Genomic DNA, 18,228 nt, shown 5'->3' with positions numbered 1-18,228 from the left:
TATATATCGGGGGACAGATGACAAGCACGGTGCAGGATCGGGCCTTCCCGACAGATGTGCCTGCCGTCACCCTGGAAAGCGACGCAGCAGAGGGCAATCGTCGCGCCCAGGGTTGGCTCATCGCGATCGGCGCTTCGGCGCTGCTCTGGACCGGCATCATCGTGGCGATAGTCGGCATCGCGGGTCTCGGGCGCTAGTCGCGGGTTTCCCCGCGCGGCTGCATCCATAGCCCGTATGGTCCCGGGTCACTCCGATCGGCTGAAAGCGCACTTTTCGCCCCGAACGGCCCGCAAGTGGGCAAAAACTGCGCTCCGAGATGGCGCATTCGTCCCGGAAGAAGCGATTGTGGACGAATCGAGTCGGCGCTGCTGCGATCGGGCACACTCTCGTGGTGCGTGCATCCTCTCCATTACCAAGCGGGCTTGGCGAGACCTTCTCGGTTGTGGATGCCGAGCGCGCCGGTGTGTCGCCGAAACGCCTCAGAGCACGCGACCTGGCCACGCCGTTCCATGGTTCACGGGCGATTCCGCTCGAGCCGGATGCCTCGGATCCGTTCGAGTCTGCTCGGCGGGAGCTCATCCACCGATGTCGTGCCTACCGCACAGTTGCCCCGCCCGAATTCTGCTTCAGCGGTGTGACGGCGGCCGCTCTGTATGGCATACCCCTGCCACGGCGGATCGCCGAAGATCAGGTCGTAGACGTCAGCGTGCCTGTCAGCCACCCCCTGCCCCGCCGACGTGGTGTGCGCGGCCATCGACTCACCGATTGGCGGGTGCGATCATTTCTCGGGATGCCGCTCATCCAGCCGGCGATCGCCTGGGCCCAGTTGGCGTCGTGGCTGACCCTCGACGAACTTGTCATCGCAGGCGATCACCTGGTGCGGCGTAAGCGGCCGCTGGAGACGCTCGACGCGCTGACCATTGCCGCCACAGGAATTCGGAGGGGCGGTCTGCTTGCTCGGGCAGCCTTGCTGGACGTGAGGAAGGGCACCGATTCCCCGCGTGAATCCGAGACCAGGCTGCTACTCGTCCGGGGCGGGTTGCCCGAGCCGATCATCGGGCACACGGTCTTTCATGACGGATACTTTGTGGGAACCCCGGACCTCGCCTACGTCGACGAGAAGATCGCGATCGAGTACCAGGGCAGCGTGTATCGGCTCGACAAGGACGTCTTCGAGGATGACATCATCCGCCGCGAGCTGTTCGAGCGTGCCGGATGGAAGGTTATCCTGATAACCGCCACCAGGTTGCGCCGACCCGCGTCGTTGGTCGCAGAGGTCGGAGCCGTGCTGCGCGAACGGTTCCAGCCGGTATGAGAGCGCACTTTTCGCCCGCAACACTGAGAAATAGGGCGAAAACTGCGCTTTCAAGTAGAGGGTGACGGCACCGCGCGCTTAAAACAGTGCGAGGGGAGCGGTGGATGCCACGGCACGGCGCACGATCGCCGGGCCGAGCGTGAGCGTTCCGCTGGTGAGGGGCTCGCAGCGCATGCCGCCGCGCTGCCGGAGCGCCCGGTGGGCGCCCGGAGCCAGCACCACATCCATCCAGGCGCAGGGATTCGCGGGGCGGTGGGCGATCAGCGTGACGGGGCCGTGCCCGCTGTCGATGCTGAAGGTTTCGCCGCGCATCGCATCGATCTCGAGCCCGCGCACGATGATGTTGCGGCGGGTGTCCGCCGCGAGCAGGGGGCCGGTGCCGAGGGTCCGCGCGACATGCTCCACCGATTCGGCGGCCATCACGGTCACCGAGGCGGTGACGTGCGCCCGCTGCCCGAAGTGCCGGTCGCCGACGATACCGAGGCCCGCCCGCACCTCGATGGAGTCGTGCAGCTCCCTGGCCGTGGCATCCATTGGTCCATCGGATGGCCTGCCCTCGTAGCGGTGCTGGGGCGAGGCGAGCAGCAGTTCGATCGTGACCCGAGTCTCGAACGGTAAGTGCACCCGACAACGCTACCCTCCGCGCGCGGATAGGCTTGCCCGAATGGCACACCTTCTGGGCGCTGAAGCGCTGCACCTCGAATATCCGACCCGCGTCATCTTCGACAAGATCACGATCGGGCTCGATGAGGGCGACCGCATCGGCATCGTCGGCCGCAATGGCGACGGCAAATCCACCCTGCTCAGGATGCTGGCGGGCCGGCTCGAGCCCAATTCCGGCCGTGTCACGCGCCGGGGTGGCGTCACGATCGCCATGCTCGACCAGGCCGACGAGCTCGACGACTCCCTCACGGTGCACCAGACGGTCATCGGGGACATCGACGAGCACGTGTGGGCCGGGGATCCGCAGGTACGGGATGTGATCGCGGGCCTCATCGCCGACATCCCGTGGGAGGCCAGCGTCTCCGACCTCAGCGGTGGCCAGCGCAGGCGTGTCGCGCTCGCGGCGCTGCTGATCGGCGACCACGACGTAATCTTCCTAGATGAGCCCACCAACCACCTCGACGTCGAAGGCATTACGTGGCTCGCGCGGCACCTGAAGCGGCGCTGGTCGGCGAACGCCGGCGGTCTCGTGGTCGTGACTCACGACCGGTGGTTCCTCGATGAGATCTGCACGGCCACCTGGGAGGTGCACTACCAGCTGATCGAGCCCTTCGAGGGTGGATACGCGGCGTACATCCTGCAGCGGGTCGAGCGTGACCAGATGGCGGCGACGATGGAGTCGAAGCGCCAGAACCTCATGAAGAAGGAGCTGGCCTGGCTGCGTCGCGGAGCCCCGGCCCGCACCGCGAAGCCCAAGTTCCGCATCGATGCCGCCAACGAGCTGATCGCGAACGAGCCACCGGCCCGCGACAGCGTGAGCCTCGCCTCCATGGCGATGCAGCGCCTCGGTAAAGACGTCGTTGACCTCGAGAACATCAGCGTCTCGTACGGCGACAAGAAGGTGCTGACGGATGTCACGTGGCGCATAGCCCCGGGCGAGCGCACCGGCATCCTCGGGGTGAACGGCGCGGGCAAGAGCACGCTGCTGTCGCTCGTGGCCGGGAGCCTGCTGCCGACGAGTGGCAGGGTGAAGCGCGGAAAGACCATCAAGGTCGCGACCCTCACCCAGCAGCTCGCGGAGCTCGAAGACGTGTGGAACGACCGCGTCAGCGACGTCATCTCCCGCCAGAAGAGCACGTACATCACCGGTGGCAAGGAGATGACGCCGAGCCAGATGCTGGAGCGCGTCGGTTTCGCGAGCGCTCAGCTCAGCACGCAGGTCAAGGACCTGTCTGGCGGGCAGAAGCGACGACTGCAGCTGTTGCTGATCCTGCTGTCAGAACCGAACGTGCTGATCCTGGATGAGCCGACCAACGACCTCGACACCGATATGCTCGCGGCCATCGAAGACCTGCTCGACACTTACCCCGGCACCCTGCTCGTGGTCAGCCACGACCGGTACCTCGTGGAGCGCGTCACCGACCAGCAGTACGCCGTGATGAATGGGGCGCTGCGCCACCTGCCGCGTGGGGTCGACCAGTACCTGGAGTTGCGCACCGCCCAGGACAAGGCATCGTCGAGCACGTCATCCTCATCCAGTGCCTCGAAGGCCGAACCGAAGCTGGGCGGCGCGGAATTGCGCACGGCCCAGAAGGAGTTCGCGGCCGCCGGTCGCAAGCTCGAGAAGTTCACCGGCCAGATCGCAGAACTGCACCTGAAGCTCGCGACCCACGACCAGGGTGACTACGTCGGCCTGGGTGAGATCTCCAAAGAGCTGCAGTCTGTGGAGGCTGCACAGTCGGCCCTCGAACTGCGCTGGCTGGAGCTCGAAGAACTGCTCGGCTAGCGCCGGGTACGGGAGAATGGTGAGCGTGTCACACGATCACGCGAGCCGGACCTCTGCGCACAGCCACGGCTCCGGGTCGAGCCGCGGCCGCCTGGCCATCGCCCTCGGCATCACGTCGGTCGTGCTCGTCGCCGAGGTGATCGGCGCGATCGTGACCGGCAGCCTGGCGTTGCTGGTGGATGCCGCACACATGCTCACGGATGCCGGTGGCCTCACCATCGCCCTCGTCGCCGCGACCCTCGCCGGGCGACCCGCCACGGCGAAGCGCACGTGGGGGTTCGCCCGGGGTGAAGTCCTCGGTGCGACGGCCCAGGCGGCCGTGCTGCTCGCGGTGGGAATTGTCGTGGTGGTCGAAGCCGTGCAGCGCCTGTTCGATCCGCCGGAGCTCGCGGGCGACCTGCTGGTGGTCTTCGGTGTGATCGGGCTGCTCGGCAACGTGGCATCCATCGCCGTGCTGGCGAGCCAGCGGGGCAAGAACCTCAATATGCGCGCAGCGTTCCTCGAGGTGGTCAACGATGCGCTCGGTTCGGTCGCCGTCATCGTCGCGGCGCTCGTCATCCTGCTGACCGGATTCCAGTTCGCTGATGCCATAGCCGCGATCATCATCGGCGCGCTGATCGTGCCTCGTGCCGTGTTGCTGCTGCGAGACTCGACGAACGTGCTTCTCGAATCGACACCGAAGGGCGTCGACCTCGAATCCGTGCGGGGGCACCTGCTCGAACTCGAACACGTCATCGGCGTCCATGACCTGCACGTGAGCCAGATCGCGACGGGGTTGCCGGTGCTCACCGCGCATGTCGTGGTCGAGGATGGCTGCTTCTACGACGGCCACAATGCGCAGATGCTCGACTCACTCCAGCACTGCGTGGCCGAGCACTTCGACGTGCAGATCGAGCACTCCACGTTCCAGCTCGAGCCTGCCGGCCACGGCGCCCACGAGCATCCGACCCACGACTAGCGCTGCTCCCGGGCTTTCCCCTTTCATAATTCAGGAGGTGGTGGGGCGGCTGGGGCCAGAGTCGAGTTGTGAGGTCACATCAGCCCCGTTCTCCCCACCACCCACACAACCTCCGGAATAATGAAAGGGGGGCAGTCAAGGGTCAGAACAGCGGCCACGGCACCGCGGGCATCGGGCCCTGCGGTTCGGGGAAGACCGCTGCCGACCGCAGCCTGTCGCACCGCTCGCCGAGTGCCGCGATCTCCTGTGCGGTCAGCAGGGATGACAGTGCTTCGCCGAGGTCGCCGGCCAGGGCATCCTGAACCCGCGCGACGCCGGCCAGTTCGTCCGGGGTCAGAGGCTCGCCCATCCATCCCCACAGCACTGTGCGCAGTTTATGTTCCGTGTGGAAGGTGAGGCCGTGGTCGCAGCCGTACCGGTGACCGCCCTCGACAGGCAGCACGTGGGCGCCCTTGCGGTCGGCGTTGTTCACGACGATGTCGAAGACCGCCATGCGGCGCAGCGCTGCGGAGTCCTCGTGGATGAGGGAGACCTCCTCGTCGTTTTCGTCACTGCCGTCGAGCACGTGCCGCCACCCCGTGTCGGGCACGGCATCGGCCGCAACGAGGTCGACCGGATCCTCGTCCGGCGCGCACTCCTGCCAGAGCTGCACCATGCCCTCGCCGGCGGGGCCGTCGCGCAGCCACGTGCGGGGCACCACGTTCCAACCGAATGCCTCCGACACCAGATGGGCCGCCACCTCCCGGCCCGCCAGGTCACCGTCGGGAAAGTCCCAGAGCGGGCGTTCGCCGGCGATCGGCTTGTAGACGACCCTGGTTCCGTGGATGCTCGCCAGGAAGGTCGCGTTCGACGCCGTGGTGATGCGTCCCAGCAGTTCGAGTTCACCCGAGAGGAGGGCGTCGCCAGACCCGTGCATGTCGGCGCCAGGCGACGGCATCGTCACTAGCCCTCGGAGAGGATGCAGTCGTGGCCGTCCGGGTCCATCGGTTCGCCGCAAAACGCGCAGAGCGGCCGACCGGCGCCGACAACCTCGAGAGTGCGCTTGGCAAACGCCCTCGCAGCCCCAACCGGGATTCTCAGCAGCAGCATCTCCGGTGGTTCGATCTCGATCGAATCGAGACTCGAGAGGTCGGTATCGGCATCCACCTCGATCTCGATGATCGGGAACGCCTCGATGACGAGCTGGGCCGTGGCATAGTCCCAGCCGAGACTGATGCCACCGGTGCGGAACTGCTCATCCACGGGCTGCTCGAGCGGATCGTTGTCCACGAGCTCGACCGGGGTCGTCGCGGGGACGCTGAACGGATTTCCCTCGGTCGCCATGAGCCCGTCGAGCAGCTCGTCGATCTTCTCCGCGAGGGCAGCCGACTGTCCCTTCTCGAGGCCGACGCTGACGATGCGGCGTCCCGATCGAGCCTGCAGGTAGAAGGTGCGCTGCCCGGGGGCGCCCACCGTGCCGATGACGACGCGATCCGGCCAATCGAGTTCGTGTACGAGTGTTGGCATCTGTTAACTCTACGATCCTGCCCGAGCCGCAGGCTGGGTGCCGGCGCCGCCGCCGACGGGAGCATCGGCCGCCGGGGCGGTGTGCTGCAGCCACGAGAGGTCGCCAGCGTCTGAATTGGTCGTGACGACCGTCGGGCGCGTCGAGCCGTAGCGGATGATGGAGACGGATGCCGGAGCAACCGTGATCCGCTGGAACAGGTCGAGGTGCATGCCGAGCGCGTCGGCGAGCACCGACTTGATGATGTCGCCATGGCTGACGGCGACCCAGACGGCGTTCGGCCCGTGTTCGGCTTCGATCGCGGCATCCCACCGACGGATCGCGCCGACCGATCGAGCCTGCATCGCCGCGAGTGATTCTCCGCCGGGGAAGGTCACCGCCGACGGCTGGGCCTGGACCACCGTCCACAGTGGCTCGAGGGAGAGTAGCGAGAGCGGCTGGCCCTGCCAGTCGCCGTAGTCGCACTCGGTGATGGCGCTCTCGACGGCCGAAGTGGGCGCAGCCGATTGCGCGTCCAGGATGTGCCCGGCGGTCTGCGCGCACCGCTCGAGCGGGCTCGCGACGACCGCAGCCAGGGGGACGTCGGCGAGCCGTTCGGCGGTGCTGATCGCCTGGGCCCTGCCGACCTCGTCGAGGTCGACACCGGGGGTGCGACCCGCGAGCATGCCCGACACGTTGGCGGTGGTGCGTCCGTGCCTCACGAGGATGACTGTGGCCATGGATCGAGCCTAAGCCGTGTCGCCTGTGCGAGTGGGGTCAGCGCAGCGCAGGCACCCCGGCGGCCGTGGCGATGGCGACGGCGCCGAGGGACATCGCGGCGATCGCGATCCACGAGATGGCGGCCACGGCCAGCGGCCTGGCCCCGGTGCGCACCAGCGCGCCGACGCGGATGGCCGCTCCCAGCCCGAACAGCGCCATTCCGAGCAGCACCAGCTGGATGAGGTCAGCCACCTGCAGCACCACGTCGGGGATGGGCACGAACGTACGCAGCACCACGGCAGCCATAAATCCGACGAGGAACAGCGGCACGAGCGCCGGTCGTTTTCCCTCGCCGTCCCGCTTCAGCACGAGACCGGCGATGGCGATCATCGGCGCGAGCATCGCGACCCTGGTCAGCTTCACGACGACGGCGATAGCGAGGGCGGATGCCCCGGCGATCTGTGCCGTCGCCACGACCTGTCCCACGTCGTGCACGCTTGCCCCCGTCCACATTCCGAACTGTTCGGCGTCGAGGCCGAGCACCGGCTGGAGCGCGGGCAGCAGCGCGATCGCCAGGGTGCCGCACAGGGTGACGAGGGCGATCGGGGTCGCCTGTTCCGACGCCTTCGAGCGCGTCACCCCGCTCATCGCCCCGATGGCGGATGCGCCACAGATCGAGAAACCGGCGGCGATCAACAGCGGCTGGTCACCCGGCAGGCGCAGCACGCGGCCGAGGCCGAACGTGATGGCGAACGTCGCGATGACGATCAGCACGATCATTCCGAGCACGAGCCAGCCGAGACCGGCAATGTCGACGAGGCTGAGTTTCAGCCCGAGCAGCACGATTCCGATGCGCAACAACCGTCGGGCCGCCGTGGCGAGTCCTGGCGTGAACACCGCGCGCGCTCCCGGGGACCACGGCAGCGAGGTGAACACCACGCCCAGCACGACGCACGCCGTCAGGGTGGGGATCCACGGCAGCGCGAACTGCGCGAGGCTCGCGAGGCCGAAGGCTGCGAGAGCGAGCGCCAACCCGGGCAGCACGGCGACGAGTCTGCTGGTGAGGGTCGAGCCTTCAGTCAAAGTCGAGGCTCAGCTTGCGCAGCAACGCACTGAGGCGTTCCTGTTCGGCCTTCGGCAGCGACTCGAGCAGCTCGTGTTCCGCGACGAGCAGCGTCCGGATCGCGGCATCCACCCGTTCCCGGCCCTCGGCGGTCATGATGACCAGGATGCCGCGGCCATCGTTCGGGTCGGTGCGTCGTTCCACGAGCTCGCGGGTGACCAGCCGGTCGATGCGGTTCGTCATGGTGCCGCTGGAGACGAGGGTCTGCTGCAGCAGCGCCTTGGGGCTCAGCTGGTACGGGGCACCGGCGCGACGCAGCGCCGAGAGCACATCGAATTCCCACAGTTCCAGATCGGATGCTTCAAACGAGGTCTTGCGCGCCAGCTCGAGGTGCCGGGCCAGTCGGCCCACACGCGACAGCACCTGCATGGGGGAGAAGTCGAGGTCGGGCCGCTCGCGCGACCACCCGTCGACGATGCGGTCGACTTCGTCGCTGGTGGGCATCCACCAATTATCGCTGGTGTGCTGCCCGGCCGCATGCCTGCCCGAGGTGCTACCCGGCAGGCCGCCGATGTTGTCGGCAACGGTCTGACAGGTGAACGACGACTTATGCTGCAGAAAAGACTGTGCGAACTGATGCGCGAGCGTCAGAAGCGCCCACGCGGTGCGCGCGACGCGCTGGCACCATGGTGAGGTGAGCACGGATCGAAGCCTGAAGTCGCGCCTCGGCGCGGTCACCACCTCGGCTATTCTCGCGATCTTCGTGGGCTCACTCACCCCCGCCGGCGTCGCTGCGGCGCCCGCGTCACCGGCCGTCGTGCGATCCACAGTCGTGTGCACGACCGACGCCTGCGACGGCGGACTCTGGCAGGCCGCCAGGGGCACCGCAGACCAGATCTCTTACTGGGGCATGGGCGCCGGGCACAACTGCACGAACTACGTCGCCTGGAAGCTGATCTCGAACGGAGTCGGCCGCCCCAACATCGGCCTCGGCGATGCGGGCCAGTGGGCGGAATCCGCGATCGCCAACGGCATCGGAGTCGACAGGGTTCCCGCTGTCGGTGCCGTCGCGCAGTGGAATGCCTACGCGTCCAACATGGGGATGTACGGCCACGTCGCCTACGTCGAGAAGGTCAACGACGATGGCACGATCCTGATCTCCGAAGATGCGTGGCGGCCCAACAACATGGGCGGCCCGCTGACCTTCAAGACTGTGGATGCCGCGACCGTCTCGAACTTCATCCACTTCGGTGATAAGTCCCGCTGGATCCGCGAGGTCACCTTCGAGGTGCCCGTTCCTGTCACAGTGGCGCCGGTCGAGGAGCAGGTGCTGCAGCCGGGCGACGTCGCCCCGAGCATCCCTCCGCAGCAGGAGCCCCGTCCGAGCTTCGCCCTTCCCGGCGAGGCTCCCGCGAACCCGTTCATCGTTCCCGCACCGCTCGGTGGCGCCTCAGGGTGGAAGGCGCCGGATGCCCAGCCGACGGCCCCGGAATCGCCCCCTGCGCCCACCCCCGCCCCGGCCGAGCCCGCGCCAGAGCCGACCACGGCGCCTGAGCCCGCTCCGACGGAACCCGCGCCCGCGCCGGCACCGGTGGACCCGACCCCGGTGCCGACCGAGACTCCGACGCCCACCGCCACGGAACTCCCCCTGACGGGCGAGCCCGGAGCGCCGGTATGGCAGGAGCGCAGCACCGGGCTGCTGAAGCAGCCGAGCGCCATGAGCGCCGTGGCCATGCGGGCGGTGGAGGCACAGGACAGCGTCACGGGCCTGCCGGTCGCGGCATCCACCCAACTTGTCTTCGCCGACAACGGCACACTCAGCACCGCCACGAGGACGACCGACGGATGGGTCGTCACCGACACCGGCGTGCCGTCACGCAGCGAAAAGCTCGTGGCCGTCGACATGGGCGGCGCGTGGCCGCAGGTGGTGTCGATCGACGACGGCCAGTTGGTGCTCACGGCGGCGAGCAGGTCGGGCTGGCAGAAGATGCCGACCGGTATCAAGGTCAGTGGCGAGATCGCTGCGCTCGACATGGGCGGACTCTGGCCGACGATCATGGTCTCGCAGAACGGAACGCTGTTCCAGGTGCGCCGCGGCATGGAGGGCTGGAAGGTCACCGACACCGGCATCGCGGTCACCGGCGCGATCACGGCCGTCAACGTGGGCGGTTCGCTGCCCCAGGTCTTTTCCCTCGAGGACGGCGAGTTGCAGCAGGCGTGGGGCGACTCCCTCGGCTGGCACCAGAAGAGCACGGGCATCGAGGCGGCTGGCGCGATCTCGGCGGTGGTCGTCGGCGGTGCCGTGCAGGTCATCCTGAACGAGGATGGCGTCGTCAACCAGGTCTGGCTCGACAGCAGCGGCTGGCACAGGGTCTCGACGGGGATCAGGGCTGGCACCGAGTCGACGCCGGTGGATGTGGGGCTCGACTACCCGCTCATCATCCAGGCCGGATAATTCCGGCCGCTGCGCCCGGTCAGCGGGTGCTGATCTGGCGGAACTTGCGGATCGATGCAGGTACGAAGATGACGAGCATGATCGCGATGCCGGCGAGCACAGTCAGCACGGGGTTCTGCTGGGTCCAGACGTCGGAGGTCGGCGCGCCTTCCGGCACGTTGCCGAACAGTTCACGGGCCGACTGCACAAGGGCGGAGACCGGGTTGTACTCGGCGAAAATCCGCAGCGGGGTCGGCAGCGTGTCGCTCGGGACGAACGCATTCGACAGGAACGTCAGGGGGAACAGGATCAGGAAGGAGACGTTGTTGATGACCTCGGGGCTGCGCACGCTCATCCCAATGAACGCCATCACCCACGACAGTGCGTAGGCGAACAGCAGCAGCAGGGCCACCGCGGCGATGGCTTCGAGCGGGCTGGAGCGGATGCGCCAACCGACGATGAAACCCGTCGTCATCATGACGATCATGGAGATGGTGTTGATGAGCAGGTCGCCGTTCGTGCGGCCCACGAGCACGGATGACGGGCTCATCGGCAGGGTACGGAACCTGTCGATGATGCCGTCTTTGAGGTCGTTGGCCATCGCCGAACCCGAGTATGTCGAGCCGAACACGACGGTCTGGGCGAAGATGCCCGCCATGATGAACTCGGTGTACGTGCTTCCGGGGATGTCAATGACGCCGGCGTAGACGTAGGTGAAGAGCAGCACGAACATGATCGGCTGCAGCGTCGTGAACACCAGGATGTCTGGCACACGCTTGATCTTGATGAGGTTGCGACGGGTCGCGATCCAGCCGTCGTTCAGCCAGGTGGCAAGCGACGCGCTGTACTGCTGCCGGGGGGCATCCGCGGTCATTTCTTTACCTTCTTCTTTGTGTTCTCCGGCGACTCGTCTTCCAGAGTGGCGACGTGGCCGGTGAGCCTGAGGAACACGTCGTCGAGTGTGGGTCGACGCATGCCGGCATCGAAGAGCTGGATGCCGCTGCTGCCGAAATCCGCCAAGATACGCTGCAGGGCGGCCGGGGCATCATCCGCGGTGACGGTGAGAGCACGACCGTCGGAGGTGACTGTCGGTTCACCGGAGCCGTAACGCGCCAGGATCTCGCGGGCGGCGGCCGAGTCATCCGCGCTGACGAGGCTGAGCTCGACCCGCTGGCCACCTATAGAAGCTTTCAGTTCGTCTGAGGTGCCCTTCGCGATGACCTTGCCGTCGTCGATCACCGAGATGCTGTCGGCGAGCTGGTCGGCTTCTTCGAGGTATTGCGTGGTCAGCAGCACGGTGGTGCCTTCGCCGACGAGGGTGGTGATGATGTCCCACATGCCGAGTCTGCTGCGCGGGTCGAGACCGGTGGTGGGTTCATCCAGGAACAGCACCCTCGGCCTGGTGACGAGGGCCCCGGCGAGGTCGATCCTGCGGCGCATGCCGCCACTGAAGCCTTTGACCGGCCGGTTCTGCGCCTCGGTGAGATCGAAGAGGGCGATGAGTTCTTTAGCGCGGGCCCGGGAGGTGCGTGCGCCCAGGTGGTAGAGGCGGCCGACCATATCGAGGTTCTCGAAGGCCGTCAGGTTCTCGTCGACAGCCGCGTATTGGCCCGAGACTCCGATGATCGGGCGGATGCGCTCGGGGTTCGCGATGACATCGATTCCGTCGATGATGGCGGTGCCGGAGTCCGGGGTGATGAGGGTGGTGAGCACCTTCACTGTCGTCGTCTTGCCCGCGCCGTTCGGGCCGAGCAGGGCCGTCACGGTGCCCTGGGGCACGGCCAGGTCGAGACCGTCGAGGGCATGGACGGGGGATGCCCCGCGTGGGGTGTACGTCTTCTTCAGGCTGTCGGCCTCGATGAAACTCACGCGGCAGATGTTACTCGTCGCCAGCGACATCCGGCCATACGAATTCGGCCTCCCCGTGCCGCCCTCCGGCATTCGCACAGGGGTAGCTGTGAAGATGGAGTGTGCTGACCACCACCACTGACCCTGGCGACCTCGGCGGAATCGTCGGATTCGCGGCCGGCCTGATCGACGCCATCGGCGAGTGGGGCGTCGGCCTCTTCACCTTCATCGAGACGGTGTTCCCCCCGATTCCGAGCGAGGTGATCCTGCCTCTCGCGGGCGTTCTCGCCCAGCAGGGCAGACTCAACATGGCCCTCATCATCGTGACGAGCACCCTTGGCGCCTACCTCGGTTCCCTCGTGCTCTATGCGCTCGGGGCGAAGCTCGGCGTCGAGCGATCGATCAGGTGGCTCTCGAAACTCCCGCTCGTCGATCGTGAGGATTTCGAGAAAGCGACTGACTGGTTCACAAGGCATGGCAGGCCGGCGGTGTTCTTCGGGCGCTTCATCCCGGGCATCCGGAGCCTGATCTCGATACCGGCCGGTGCTGCAGGTATGCCGTTGCTCACCTTCACCATCTTCACCGTCGCCGGCAGCGCGATCTGGAACGGGTTGCTGATCGGTCTCGGAGCCGCTCTCGGCACCCAGTACCACCTGATCGACGAGTACTCCTCATACCTCAACTACGCCGTGTATGCCGCGTTCGCCGGAATCATCGTGTGGCTCGTGATCCGTCGTGTGCGTCGCAGGCGGGTGTCGAACTAAGAGCTGGCGCCGATGGTGCAGGTTCCACCGTTTGAGACTGACGACCATGCATCGCCGCCGCCACCGAACTGGGTACCGAGGTCGGTCAGCGCGAAGCTGCAGTCACTGAAGGTCACACCGGCCGCAGCCGTGAATCCGTAGCGCTGGCTCGTCCAGCCTCGGAAGGTGCCGTTGTCGCCCTTCATCCCGAGCGCGATCGCTCCGTTACCCAGGCTCGAGAACGACTTGGCGTCGGCACACGGCGTCGTCGCCTCCGCGGTCTCACGCAGCATCCCACGCCCGACGACCGGCACAGTGCCCGGGGTCGGCATGACCTGAACTGCGGCATCCGAGGGCCATTCGGCGGTGGATGCGGCCGTCGGCACCGCGCTGATGTTCGCCCGGGCGAAGCTCCACGCTTCGGCCGCGAACAGGTCGGCGTTGTAGGTAGCTCCGCACGATTCGATGAAGGCCCCCGGCAGCGTCTGGTTGGGCACGTCATCGAAGGAGATCGGCTGGCGCACGCGCATCTCGAGCTGCAGCTGGGCGCCATTGGGGGCCGTCGCGATTGACTTCACGATCAGTGTCGTGTCGGGCTCGATCTCGCCAGGCGGCACTGCCGTGGGGGTGTCCTCCGGCGTCGGAGCGGGGACGTTCGATTCCTCGGGAACCGGGGTTGGTGTGGGGGTCGGCGCTGCGGTGCAGCCGGCGAGGAGCAGCAGGACGGGGACTGCGGCGAGGACGGTGCGCGATCTCATAATGCGCACATCATAGGGTCGGCTGGTAACGACTTATCGACCGAAAGTTAACGGCAGCAGTCCGGCCCCGGAGCGAGCCACCCGGTCGGTCTGGCAGACTTGACCGGCACGCATGTGCGGTCCGCCTTGGTGTAATGGCAGCACGACAGCCTTTGGAGCTGTTAGGTCTAGGTTCGAGTCCTGGAGGCGGAGCCGGGAGGGGTTCCGATAACTACGGGTTCATCCGCTCAGTTGTGATCTGGTCGAGGTTCGAGTAGGCGAGAGCTGAATTTTCCTGCGGCAACGATCGAGATGCTTTCGTAATTGTGATGGTGAGCAGAAGTTGCTTACGACACATACAGTGGCCCCATGTCCAAGCTGTCCGTCGCCGTTGCAAGCTCCTTTCTGACGATTGTGCTCTTGAGCGGATGCGCCGCAACCGGTGGTGTGCCTGCCGCAGAGCCGACAGCCACGCCCACGGCGGTGCCGACTACAGATCCCACCGAGATGCCCGTCAACCGATTCGGCCTCGACTGCGCGTCGCTCATAGGCGAAGACGACTTCGCGGCAATCTACGGCGAGTCTCTTTCCTTGAACCCCAGCGATTATTTCCGCCCCCGCGCAACGGAGGCGCTGATCGCAGACGGGGCCCTCGTTTGCTATTGGGGCGAAGGGACATACATCGGTGCGGGTGCGCCCTACCTCGAGATTCTTGCTGGTCCGAGCGACGGAGTTGTGACCGGCGATTCTCCAGCCCGTCAGGAGGTGTCGTGCTTCGGCAGCCCATCGAGCGTCAATTCATGTGTCTGGAACCGCATCACCGAGGAGGTGTGGCTTTCTGTGACGTTTCACAACCTTCTTGAGAACCAGGTTGACGCGATTCAATCCGACCTTTACAACTATGTCGTGACGCCTCGGCCTGGCTCGAATAGTGAGCTACTGGTATCGAGAATTTCCGACCAGCTTTCGGCAGGGCCGGCTGACCCTGTTCGTGCATCCCGGGGAACACTTTCCTCTTGTGATGCGATCGTGAACTGGTCCGCAGTCGCCGCTGAACTGGGTCTTTCGCAAATTTCTGTCGAGCCAGTAGAAAATCAGAGCCTTGCATGGTTCAAGGAGGCTGGAATCGATCCGGCTGATCGTCAGTCTGTCCGAAGCTGCTTGGCCACTTTCACTGATCCAACAGACGTCAACTCCGGTCGCGCCGACACCTTTCTCACGGCCGTCCCCGGCGGTGAGTGGGTCGAACGCAGCGGACTGCGTGCCGGCTGGGCGGGCGAGGAATGCAGCGAGTGGGAGGGGGCGCGCACGTGTCACCTGAGCATGATGGTCGGCTCGACGGCCGTGATGGTCAGCGTCGATCAACTGGTGGACGCAGTCCCCGGCGGTACAGGTGCCTCGGTCGTCGCGTCATTCCTCGGCTGACGCCACTACGTCAGCGAGGCCTGGAGGCGGAGTCGGATGTACCCCGGGCGGTACCCCGAGACATCCATTGTTCACCTAAAAAAACGCTGTTGTATGCGATTGCGACGCGACGCGTTTAGTGCCTGAGATTTGACTGCTCTCGCCTCGCTACCCGATGTCGAGGCTCCTGTCTCAGTAGAAGGTGGCCTGACAATGGCTGTTGGTCCTCGCATAGTTTTCGTGCGCTTCCAAAGTGCCGAGAGCCCCAAGCTAACCCCTTGGATTACTCACGTTTCGCGGGTTGTCGGTCGCACGCCGCGAGCCATCGTGCCTGTCATCGGAGACAGCCGCATTGTCTGGCAACTGGTGTCTGCGAACAACCGCGAACTGGCCCGCAGCGTGGATGTCTACGGCACCTTCGAGTCAGCAACCGCCGGCGCCCAGCACGTCGTCGATTCGAGCGCCGACTCGGTGGTCGAGCAGGTGAGCGAATCTGGCCGCGGAGTGTACGGCTGGTACTCCACGGTCGATGGCGTACCCGTGATGACGTGCGCTCGATGGTACGTCACTGATCGTGACCGCCGCCACTCGATCGAGATCGCACGCAAGGCCATCGCCGCCGCGACCCTGCACACCGGCGCACGACTCAACCTGCCTGCGCTGATGGGAGGCGACCTTGGCCGACAGCGATAAGACCCACACCACGGTGCTCGAGGTTGCCGAGCCGGCAACTGAGGCACTCCCCGTTCCCGAAGACAAGCCCCGCAAACTGTCGTCGAAGATCGACCGGCCGGATGCCGCGTTCCGCTGGATCGCGCGAGGCGGCGGCACCATCGTGGTCACCGTCATGTCGCTCGTGGGGCTGTTCCTCGCCTACCAGGGCTTCACTGCGCTGCAGGTCGCCGGGCCGTCGTTCCTCACCGAGCAGGCCTGGGACCCGAACTCGGGAAAGTTCGGCATCGCCGCGGTGCTCGCCGGAACTTTCTTCATCGCCCTCACCGCGATCGCCTTTGCCCTTCCTCTCGCCCTCGGCACCGCGCTGTACATCAGCGAATACGCGCCGGCCAAGATCAAGAACGGTCTCGTCACGATCGTCGACCTCATGGCGGCCGTGCCCAGCGTGGTCTACGGACTGTGGGGCGTGTTCTTCCTCAGCCCCAACATCATCCCGGTCTCCCAGTGGCTGTCGACCTATCTCAACTGGATCCCGTTCTTCCGCGTGAATGGCTTCGACACGAACGACCCGCTCGCCAGCCCGACGGTGTTTGCGGCATCCACCTTCATCGCCGGAATCGTGGTGGCGCTCATGGTCGCGCCGATCACCAGCTCGATCATGCGCGAGGTGTTCACACAGGCGCCGATCGGCGAGCGGGAGGGTGCCCTCGCGCTCGGTGCGAGCCGCTGGGGCATGATCCGCAACGTGGTGCTGCCGTTCGGGCGAGGCGGCATCATCGGTGGCACCATGCTCGGTCTCGGCCGGGCGCTCGGCGAGACCATCGCGGTGTTCCTGATCATCTCGCCGGTGTTCGTGATCCAGCCGAACATCCTCGAGAAGGGCGCGAACTCGATCTCGGCCCTGATTGCGCTGCGCTACAACGAGGCGTCGGTCTTCGAGATCTCCGCTCTCATGGCAGCCGGTCTCGCCCTCTTCCTCATCACTCTCGTCGTCAACTTCGTTGCATCGACGATCATCGTGCGAAGCCGCTCAGGGAGCCAAAGCGACTGATGTCCACCATCGAACTGACCGAAGCACCACCCACCGTCGAGCCGACGAGTACTGGTCCACGCACGTGGACCCGGGACCCCACCATGGCGACACCGCTGGCGAAGGACGAGCCCCGCCGGTCCACCGCGACCATCCGCACGGTCGACGTGATCCGGATGCTCGGATCCGCCGCCGCAGCGATCGGACTCACGTCCTGGCTCTACTTCTTCGCGCTTCCCCTGCAGGGGGAGCTCGGTTTCGTGCTGATCTCCTACCTGATCTTCCTCATCCTGTTCGCGATCCTGACCTCGTTCGACGAGAACCGGATCACGGTGAAGGATCGCCTCGTCGCCGTCTTCATCCAGTCGCTCGCGTTCATCCTGTTGCTCGCCCTGTTCTCCGTCGTCATCTACACCTTCGGTCGCGGCCTCGCGCCGCTGGGCAATCTCAACTTCTTCACCGAAGACATGAGCAACGCCGGCCCCCTGGACCCGCTGACCGAGGGTGGCGTCATCCACGCCGTCGTCGGAACGCTCATCATGATCACCATCGCGCTCGCGATCAGCATTCCGCTCGGCCTGCTCACGGCCGTCTTCCTGAGCGAGTTCCCCGGCCGATATGCGAGCTTCGTGCGCACCATCGTGGAGGCCATGACCGCCCTGCCGTCGATCGTCGCCGGCTTGTTCATCTACGCCACGATCATCGTCTTCCTCGGCTTCAACCGTTCGGGATTCGCCGCGTCCCTCGCCATCACCGTGATGATGTTGCCGATCATCATCCGATCGGCCGATGTCGTGCTGCGGCTCGTGCCGGGAAACCTCAAGGAAGCGTCTCGAGCCCTCGGTGCCTCGACGTGGCGCACGGTCTGGAACGTCACTCTGCCGACGGCGAAGTCGGGGCTCACGACGGCCATCATCCTCGGCACCGCTCGCGGGATCGGCGAGACCTCGCCGGTGCTGCTGACCGCAGGGGCGACGACGTTCCTCAACCTCAACCCGTTCAACGGGCCCATGACGTCCCTGCCGCTCACGACCTTCACGTTCGTCAAGTCTCCCGAGCTGAACATGGTCGCCCGTGGATTCGGCACGGCAGCCGTGCTCATGGTTCTCGTCGTGATCCTGTTCGCGCTCGCCCGCGCCATCGGGGGCAGGGGAGCGGGCCAGCTCTCCACGCGCCAGCAGCGCGCGCGGGCGAGGCAGTCCCGTGATGACGACTACCGCTACCGCAGTCGTGAGCTCGGGCTCGATCGCACCCTCGGAGGAGCGTCGCGCGGTTCACCGTTCGCGCGGCTCGGGATAGGCCGACCACGATCAGCGAAAAAGACCACAGCCAGTCCAGCACCGACCAGGAAAGACGAAGATTCGTGAAC

General features: G+C 66.1%; 19 protein-coding genes and 1 tRNA gene. 11 read left to right on the top strand and 9 right to left on the bottom strand.

Translation table 11 applies throughout. The annotated features are described in order from the left end of the window. The first annotated feature begins 17 nt into the window (after positions 1 to 17). Positions 18 to 197 carry a hypothetical protein gene (locus IWX81_RS11175; protein WP_199281398.1) on the top strand — a complete coding sequence of 60 codons (180 nt, stop codon included), beginning with the start codon at positions 18 to 20 and terminating at the stop codon, positions 195 to 197. 119 nt (positions 198 to 316) lie between these two features. Beyond that, positions 317 to 1,315 (top strand): hypothetical protein, encoded by a 999-nt coding sequence (locus IWX81_RS11170; RefSeq protein WP_199281397.1) that lies wholly within the window; start codon positions 317 to 319, stop codon positions 1,313 to 1,315. Positions 1,316 to 1,393: 78 nt separating this feature from the next. Here IWX81_RS11170 and IWX81_RS11165 read toward each other — a convergent pair whose 3' ends face one another. Beyond that, on the bottom strand, positions 1,394 to 1,939 hold the full coding sequence (locus tag IWX81_RS11165) for an MOSC domain-containing protein (protein ID WP_199281396.1): 546 nt from the start codon (positions 1,937 to 1,939) through the stop codon (positions 1,394 to 1,396). Positions 1,940 to 1,979: 40 nt separating this feature from the next. Between IWX81_RS11165 and IWX81_RS11160 the strand changes: the two genes are divergently transcribed. Together IWX81_RS11160 and IWX81_RS11155 are read left to right on the top strand one after the other, a co-directional pair. Continuing rightward, positions 1,980 to 3,764 (top strand): ABC-F family ATP-binding cassette domain-containing protein, encoded by a 1,785-nt coding sequence (locus tag IWX81_RS11160; RefSeq protein ID WP_199281395.1) that lies wholly within the window; start codon positions 1,980 to 1,982, stop codon positions 3,762 to 3,764. 25 nt (positions 3,765 to 3,789) lie between these two features. Beyond that, positions 3,790 to 4,722 carry a cation diffusion facilitator family transporter gene (locus IWX81_RS11155; RefSeq protein WP_334593943.1) on the top strand — a complete coding sequence of 311 codons (933 nt, stop codon included), beginning with the start codon at positions 3,790 to 3,792 and terminating at the stop codon, positions 4,720 to 4,722. 142 nt (positions 4,723 to 4,864) lie between these two features. Here IWX81_RS11155 and IWX81_RS11150 read toward each other — a convergent pair whose 3' ends face one another. The 5 genes from IWX81_RS11150 to IWX81_RS11130 are packed head-to-tail and all read right to left on the bottom strand — an operon-like array spanning position 4,865 to position 8,492. After that, the gene (locus IWX81_RS11150; protein ID WP_334594078.1) at positions 4,865 to 5,659 is read right to left on the bottom strand and encodes an SCO1664 family protein; all 795 of its coding nucleotides are present in this window, start codon (positions 5,657 to 5,659) and stop codon (positions 4,865 to 4,867) included. 5 nt (positions 5,660 to 5,664) lie between these two features. Beyond that, the gene (locus IWX81_RS11145; protein ID WP_199281393.1) at positions 5,665 to 6,228 is read right to left on the bottom strand and encodes a DUF3090 domain-containing protein; all 564 of its coding nucleotides are present in this window, start codon (positions 6,226 to 6,228) and stop codon (positions 5,665 to 5,667) included. A gap of 9 nt (positions 6,229 to 6,237) precedes the next feature. Then, a complete protein-coding gene (locus IWX81_RS11140; RefSeq protein WP_199281392.1) occupies positions 6,238 to 6,945 on the bottom strand; it encodes an MSMEG_4193 family putative phosphomutase in 708 nt (235 codons plus the stop codon). Between the two features lie 37 nt (positions 6,946 to 6,982). Continuing rightward, the gene (locus IWX81_RS11135; RefSeq protein WP_199281391.1) at positions 6,983 to 8,008 is read right to left on the bottom strand and encodes a YeiH family protein; all 1,026 of its coding nucleotides are present in this window, start codon (positions 8,006 to 8,008) and stop codon (positions 6,983 to 6,985) included. Beyond that, complete coding sequence (locus IWX81_RS11130; protein ID WP_199281598.1) at positions 8,001 to 8,492, bottom strand: MarR family winged helix-turn-helix transcriptional regulator; 492 nt, start codon at positions 8,490 to 8,492, stop codon at positions 8,001 to 8,003. The genes IWX81_RS11135 and IWX81_RS11130 overlap by 8 nt, the downstream gene beginning before the upstream one ends. Before the next feature lie 190 nt (positions 8,493 to 8,682). Here IWX81_RS11130 and IWX81_RS11125 point away from each other — a divergent pair, with 190 nt between their 5' ends. After that, the gene (locus IWX81_RS11125; RefSeq protein ID WP_199281390.1) at positions 8,683 to 10,443 is read left to right on the top strand and encodes a CHAP domain-containing protein; all 1,761 of its coding nucleotides are present in this window, start codon (positions 8,683 to 8,685) and stop codon (positions 10,441 to 10,443) included. Between the two features lie 19 nt (positions 10,444 to 10,462). On the opposite strand, the gene IWX81_RS11120 is transcribed toward IWX81_RS11125, so the two are convergent. Both IWX81_RS11120 and IWX81_RS11115 read right to left on the bottom strand, forming a co-directional pair. After that, positions 10,463 to 11,296: an ABC transporter permease gene (locus IWX81_RS11120; RefSeq protein ID WP_199281389.1), complete on the bottom strand. Its 834-nt coding sequence runs from the start codon at positions 11,294 to 11,296 to the stop codon at positions 10,463 to 10,465. Continuing rightward, the gene (locus IWX81_RS11115) at positions 11,293 to 12,291 is read right to left on the bottom strand and encodes an ATP-binding cassette domain-containing protein (RefSeq protein WP_199281388.1); all 999 of its coding nucleotides are present in this window, start codon (positions 12,289 to 12,291) and stop codon (positions 11,293 to 11,295) included. Before IWX81_RS11115 ends, IWX81_RS11120 begins: the two co-directional genes overlap by 4 nt. 101 nt (positions 12,292 to 12,392) lie before the next feature. On the opposite strand from IWX81_RS11115, the gene IWX81_RS11110 reads away from it, so the two are divergent. Then, the gene (locus IWX81_RS11110; RefSeq protein ID WP_199281387.1) at positions 12,393 to 13,034 is read left to right on the top strand and encodes a DedA family protein; all 642 of its coding nucleotides are present in this window, start codon (positions 12,393 to 12,395) and stop codon (positions 13,032 to 13,034) included. Here the strand turns inward: IWX81_RS11110 and IWX81_RS11105 are convergent. Further along, positions 13,031 to 13,771 carry a hypothetical protein gene (locus tag IWX81_RS11105; RefSeq protein ID WP_199281386.1) on the bottom strand — a complete coding sequence of 247 codons (741 nt, stop codon included), beginning with the start codon at positions 13,769 to 13,771 and terminating at the stop codon, positions 13,031 to 13,033. The two genes, IWX81_RS11110 and IWX81_RS11105, sit on opposite strands and share 4 nt — an antisense overlap. A 120-nt stretch (positions 13,772 to 13,891) precedes the next feature. Here IWX81_RS11105 and IWX81_RS11100 point away from each other — a divergent pair. The 5 genes from IWX81_RS11100 (at position 13,892) to pstA (ending at position 18,226) form a co-directional block, all read left to right on the top strand. Continuing rightward, positions 13,892 to 13,963, top strand: a tRNA-Gln gene (locus IWX81_RS11100). 156 nt (positions 13,964 to 14,119) lie between these two features. After that, positions 14,120 to 15,175 (top strand): hypothetical protein, encoded by a 1,056-nt coding sequence (locus tag IWX81_RS11095; protein ID WP_199281385.1) that lies wholly within the window; start codon positions 14,120 to 14,122, stop codon positions 15,173 to 15,175. Between the two features lie 306 nt (positions 15,176 to 15,481). Then, complete coding sequence (locus tag IWX81_RS11090) at positions 15,482 to 15,847, top strand: hypothetical protein (RefSeq protein WP_199281384.1); 366 nt, start codon at positions 15,482 to 15,484, stop codon at positions 15,845 to 15,847. Further along, the gene (gene pstC / locus IWX81_RS11085) at positions 15,831 to 16,880 is read left to right on the top strand and encodes a phosphate ABC transporter permease subunit PstC (RefSeq protein ID WP_334593936.1); all 1,050 of its coding nucleotides are present in this window, start codon (positions 15,831 to 15,833) and stop codon (positions 16,878 to 16,880) included. The genes IWX81_RS11090 and pstC overlap by 17 nt, the downstream gene beginning before the upstream one ends. Further along, a complete protein-coding gene (gene pstA / locus IWX81_RS11080; protein WP_199281383.1) occupies positions 16,880 to 18,226 on the top strand; it encodes a phosphate ABC transporter permease PstA in 1,347 nt (448 codons plus the stop codon). Before pstC ends, pstA begins: the two co-directional genes overlap by 1 nt. The last annotated feature ends 2 nt before the right edge of the window (positions 18,227 to 18,228 follow it).

It is taken from the genome of Salinibacterium sp. CAN_S4 (assembly GCF_015752305.1).
Taxonomy (GTDB): Bacteria; Actinomycetota; Actinomycetes; order Actinomycetales; family Microbacteriaceae; genus Rhodoglobus.
The sequence above is the reverse complement of the archived record's forward strand: the minus strand, read 5'-3'. Positions and strand labels throughout refer to the sequence as shown.

Excerpts from the sequence above, each read along its gene's own strand:
- IWX81_RS11170 (WP_199281397.1), top strand. The coding sequence starts at position 317 with ATGGCGCATTCGTCCCGGAAGAAGCGATTGTGGACGAATCGAGTCGGC.
- IWX81_RS11140 (WP_199281392.1), bottom strand. The coding sequence starts at position 6,945 with ATGGCCACAGTCATCCTCGTGAGGCACGGACGCACCACCGCCAACGTG.
- IWX81_RS11145 (WP_199281393.1), bottom strand. The coding sequence starts at position 6,228 with ATGCCAACACTCGTACACGAACTCGATTGGCCGGATCGCGTCGTCATC.
- IWX81_RS11175 (WP_199281398.1), top strand. The coding sequence starts at position 18 with ATGACAAGCACGGTGCAGGATCGGGCCTTCCCGACAGATGTGCCTGCC.
- IWX81_RS11150 (WP_334594078.1), bottom strand. The coding sequence starts at position 5,659 with ATGCCGTCGCCTGGCGCCGACATGCACGGGTCTGGCGACGCCCTCCTC.
- IWX81_RS11120 (WP_199281389.1), bottom strand. The coding sequence starts at position 11,296 with ATGACCGCGGATGCCCCCCGGCAGCAGTACAGCGCGTCGCTTGCCACC.
- IWX81_RS11130 (WP_199281598.1), bottom strand. The coding sequence starts at position 8,492 with ATGCCCACCAGCGACGAAGTCGACCGCATCGTCGACGGGTGGTCGCGC.
- IWX81_RS11160 (WP_199281395.1), top strand. The coding sequence starts at position 1,980 with ATGGCACACCTTCTGGGCGCTGAAGCGCTGCACCTCGAATATCCGACC.
- pstA (WP_199281383.1), top strand. The coding sequence starts at position 16,880 with ATGTCCACCATCGAACTGACCGAAGCACCACCCACCGTCGAGCCGACG.
- IWX81_RS11095 (WP_199281385.1), top strand. The coding sequence starts at position 14,120 with ATGTCCAAGCTGTCCGTCGCCGTTGCAAGCTCCTTTCTGACGATTGTG.
- IWX81_RS11105 (WP_199281386.1), bottom strand. The coding sequence starts at position 13,771 with ATGAGATCGCGCACCGTCCTCGCCGCAGTCCCCGTCCTGCTGCTCCTC.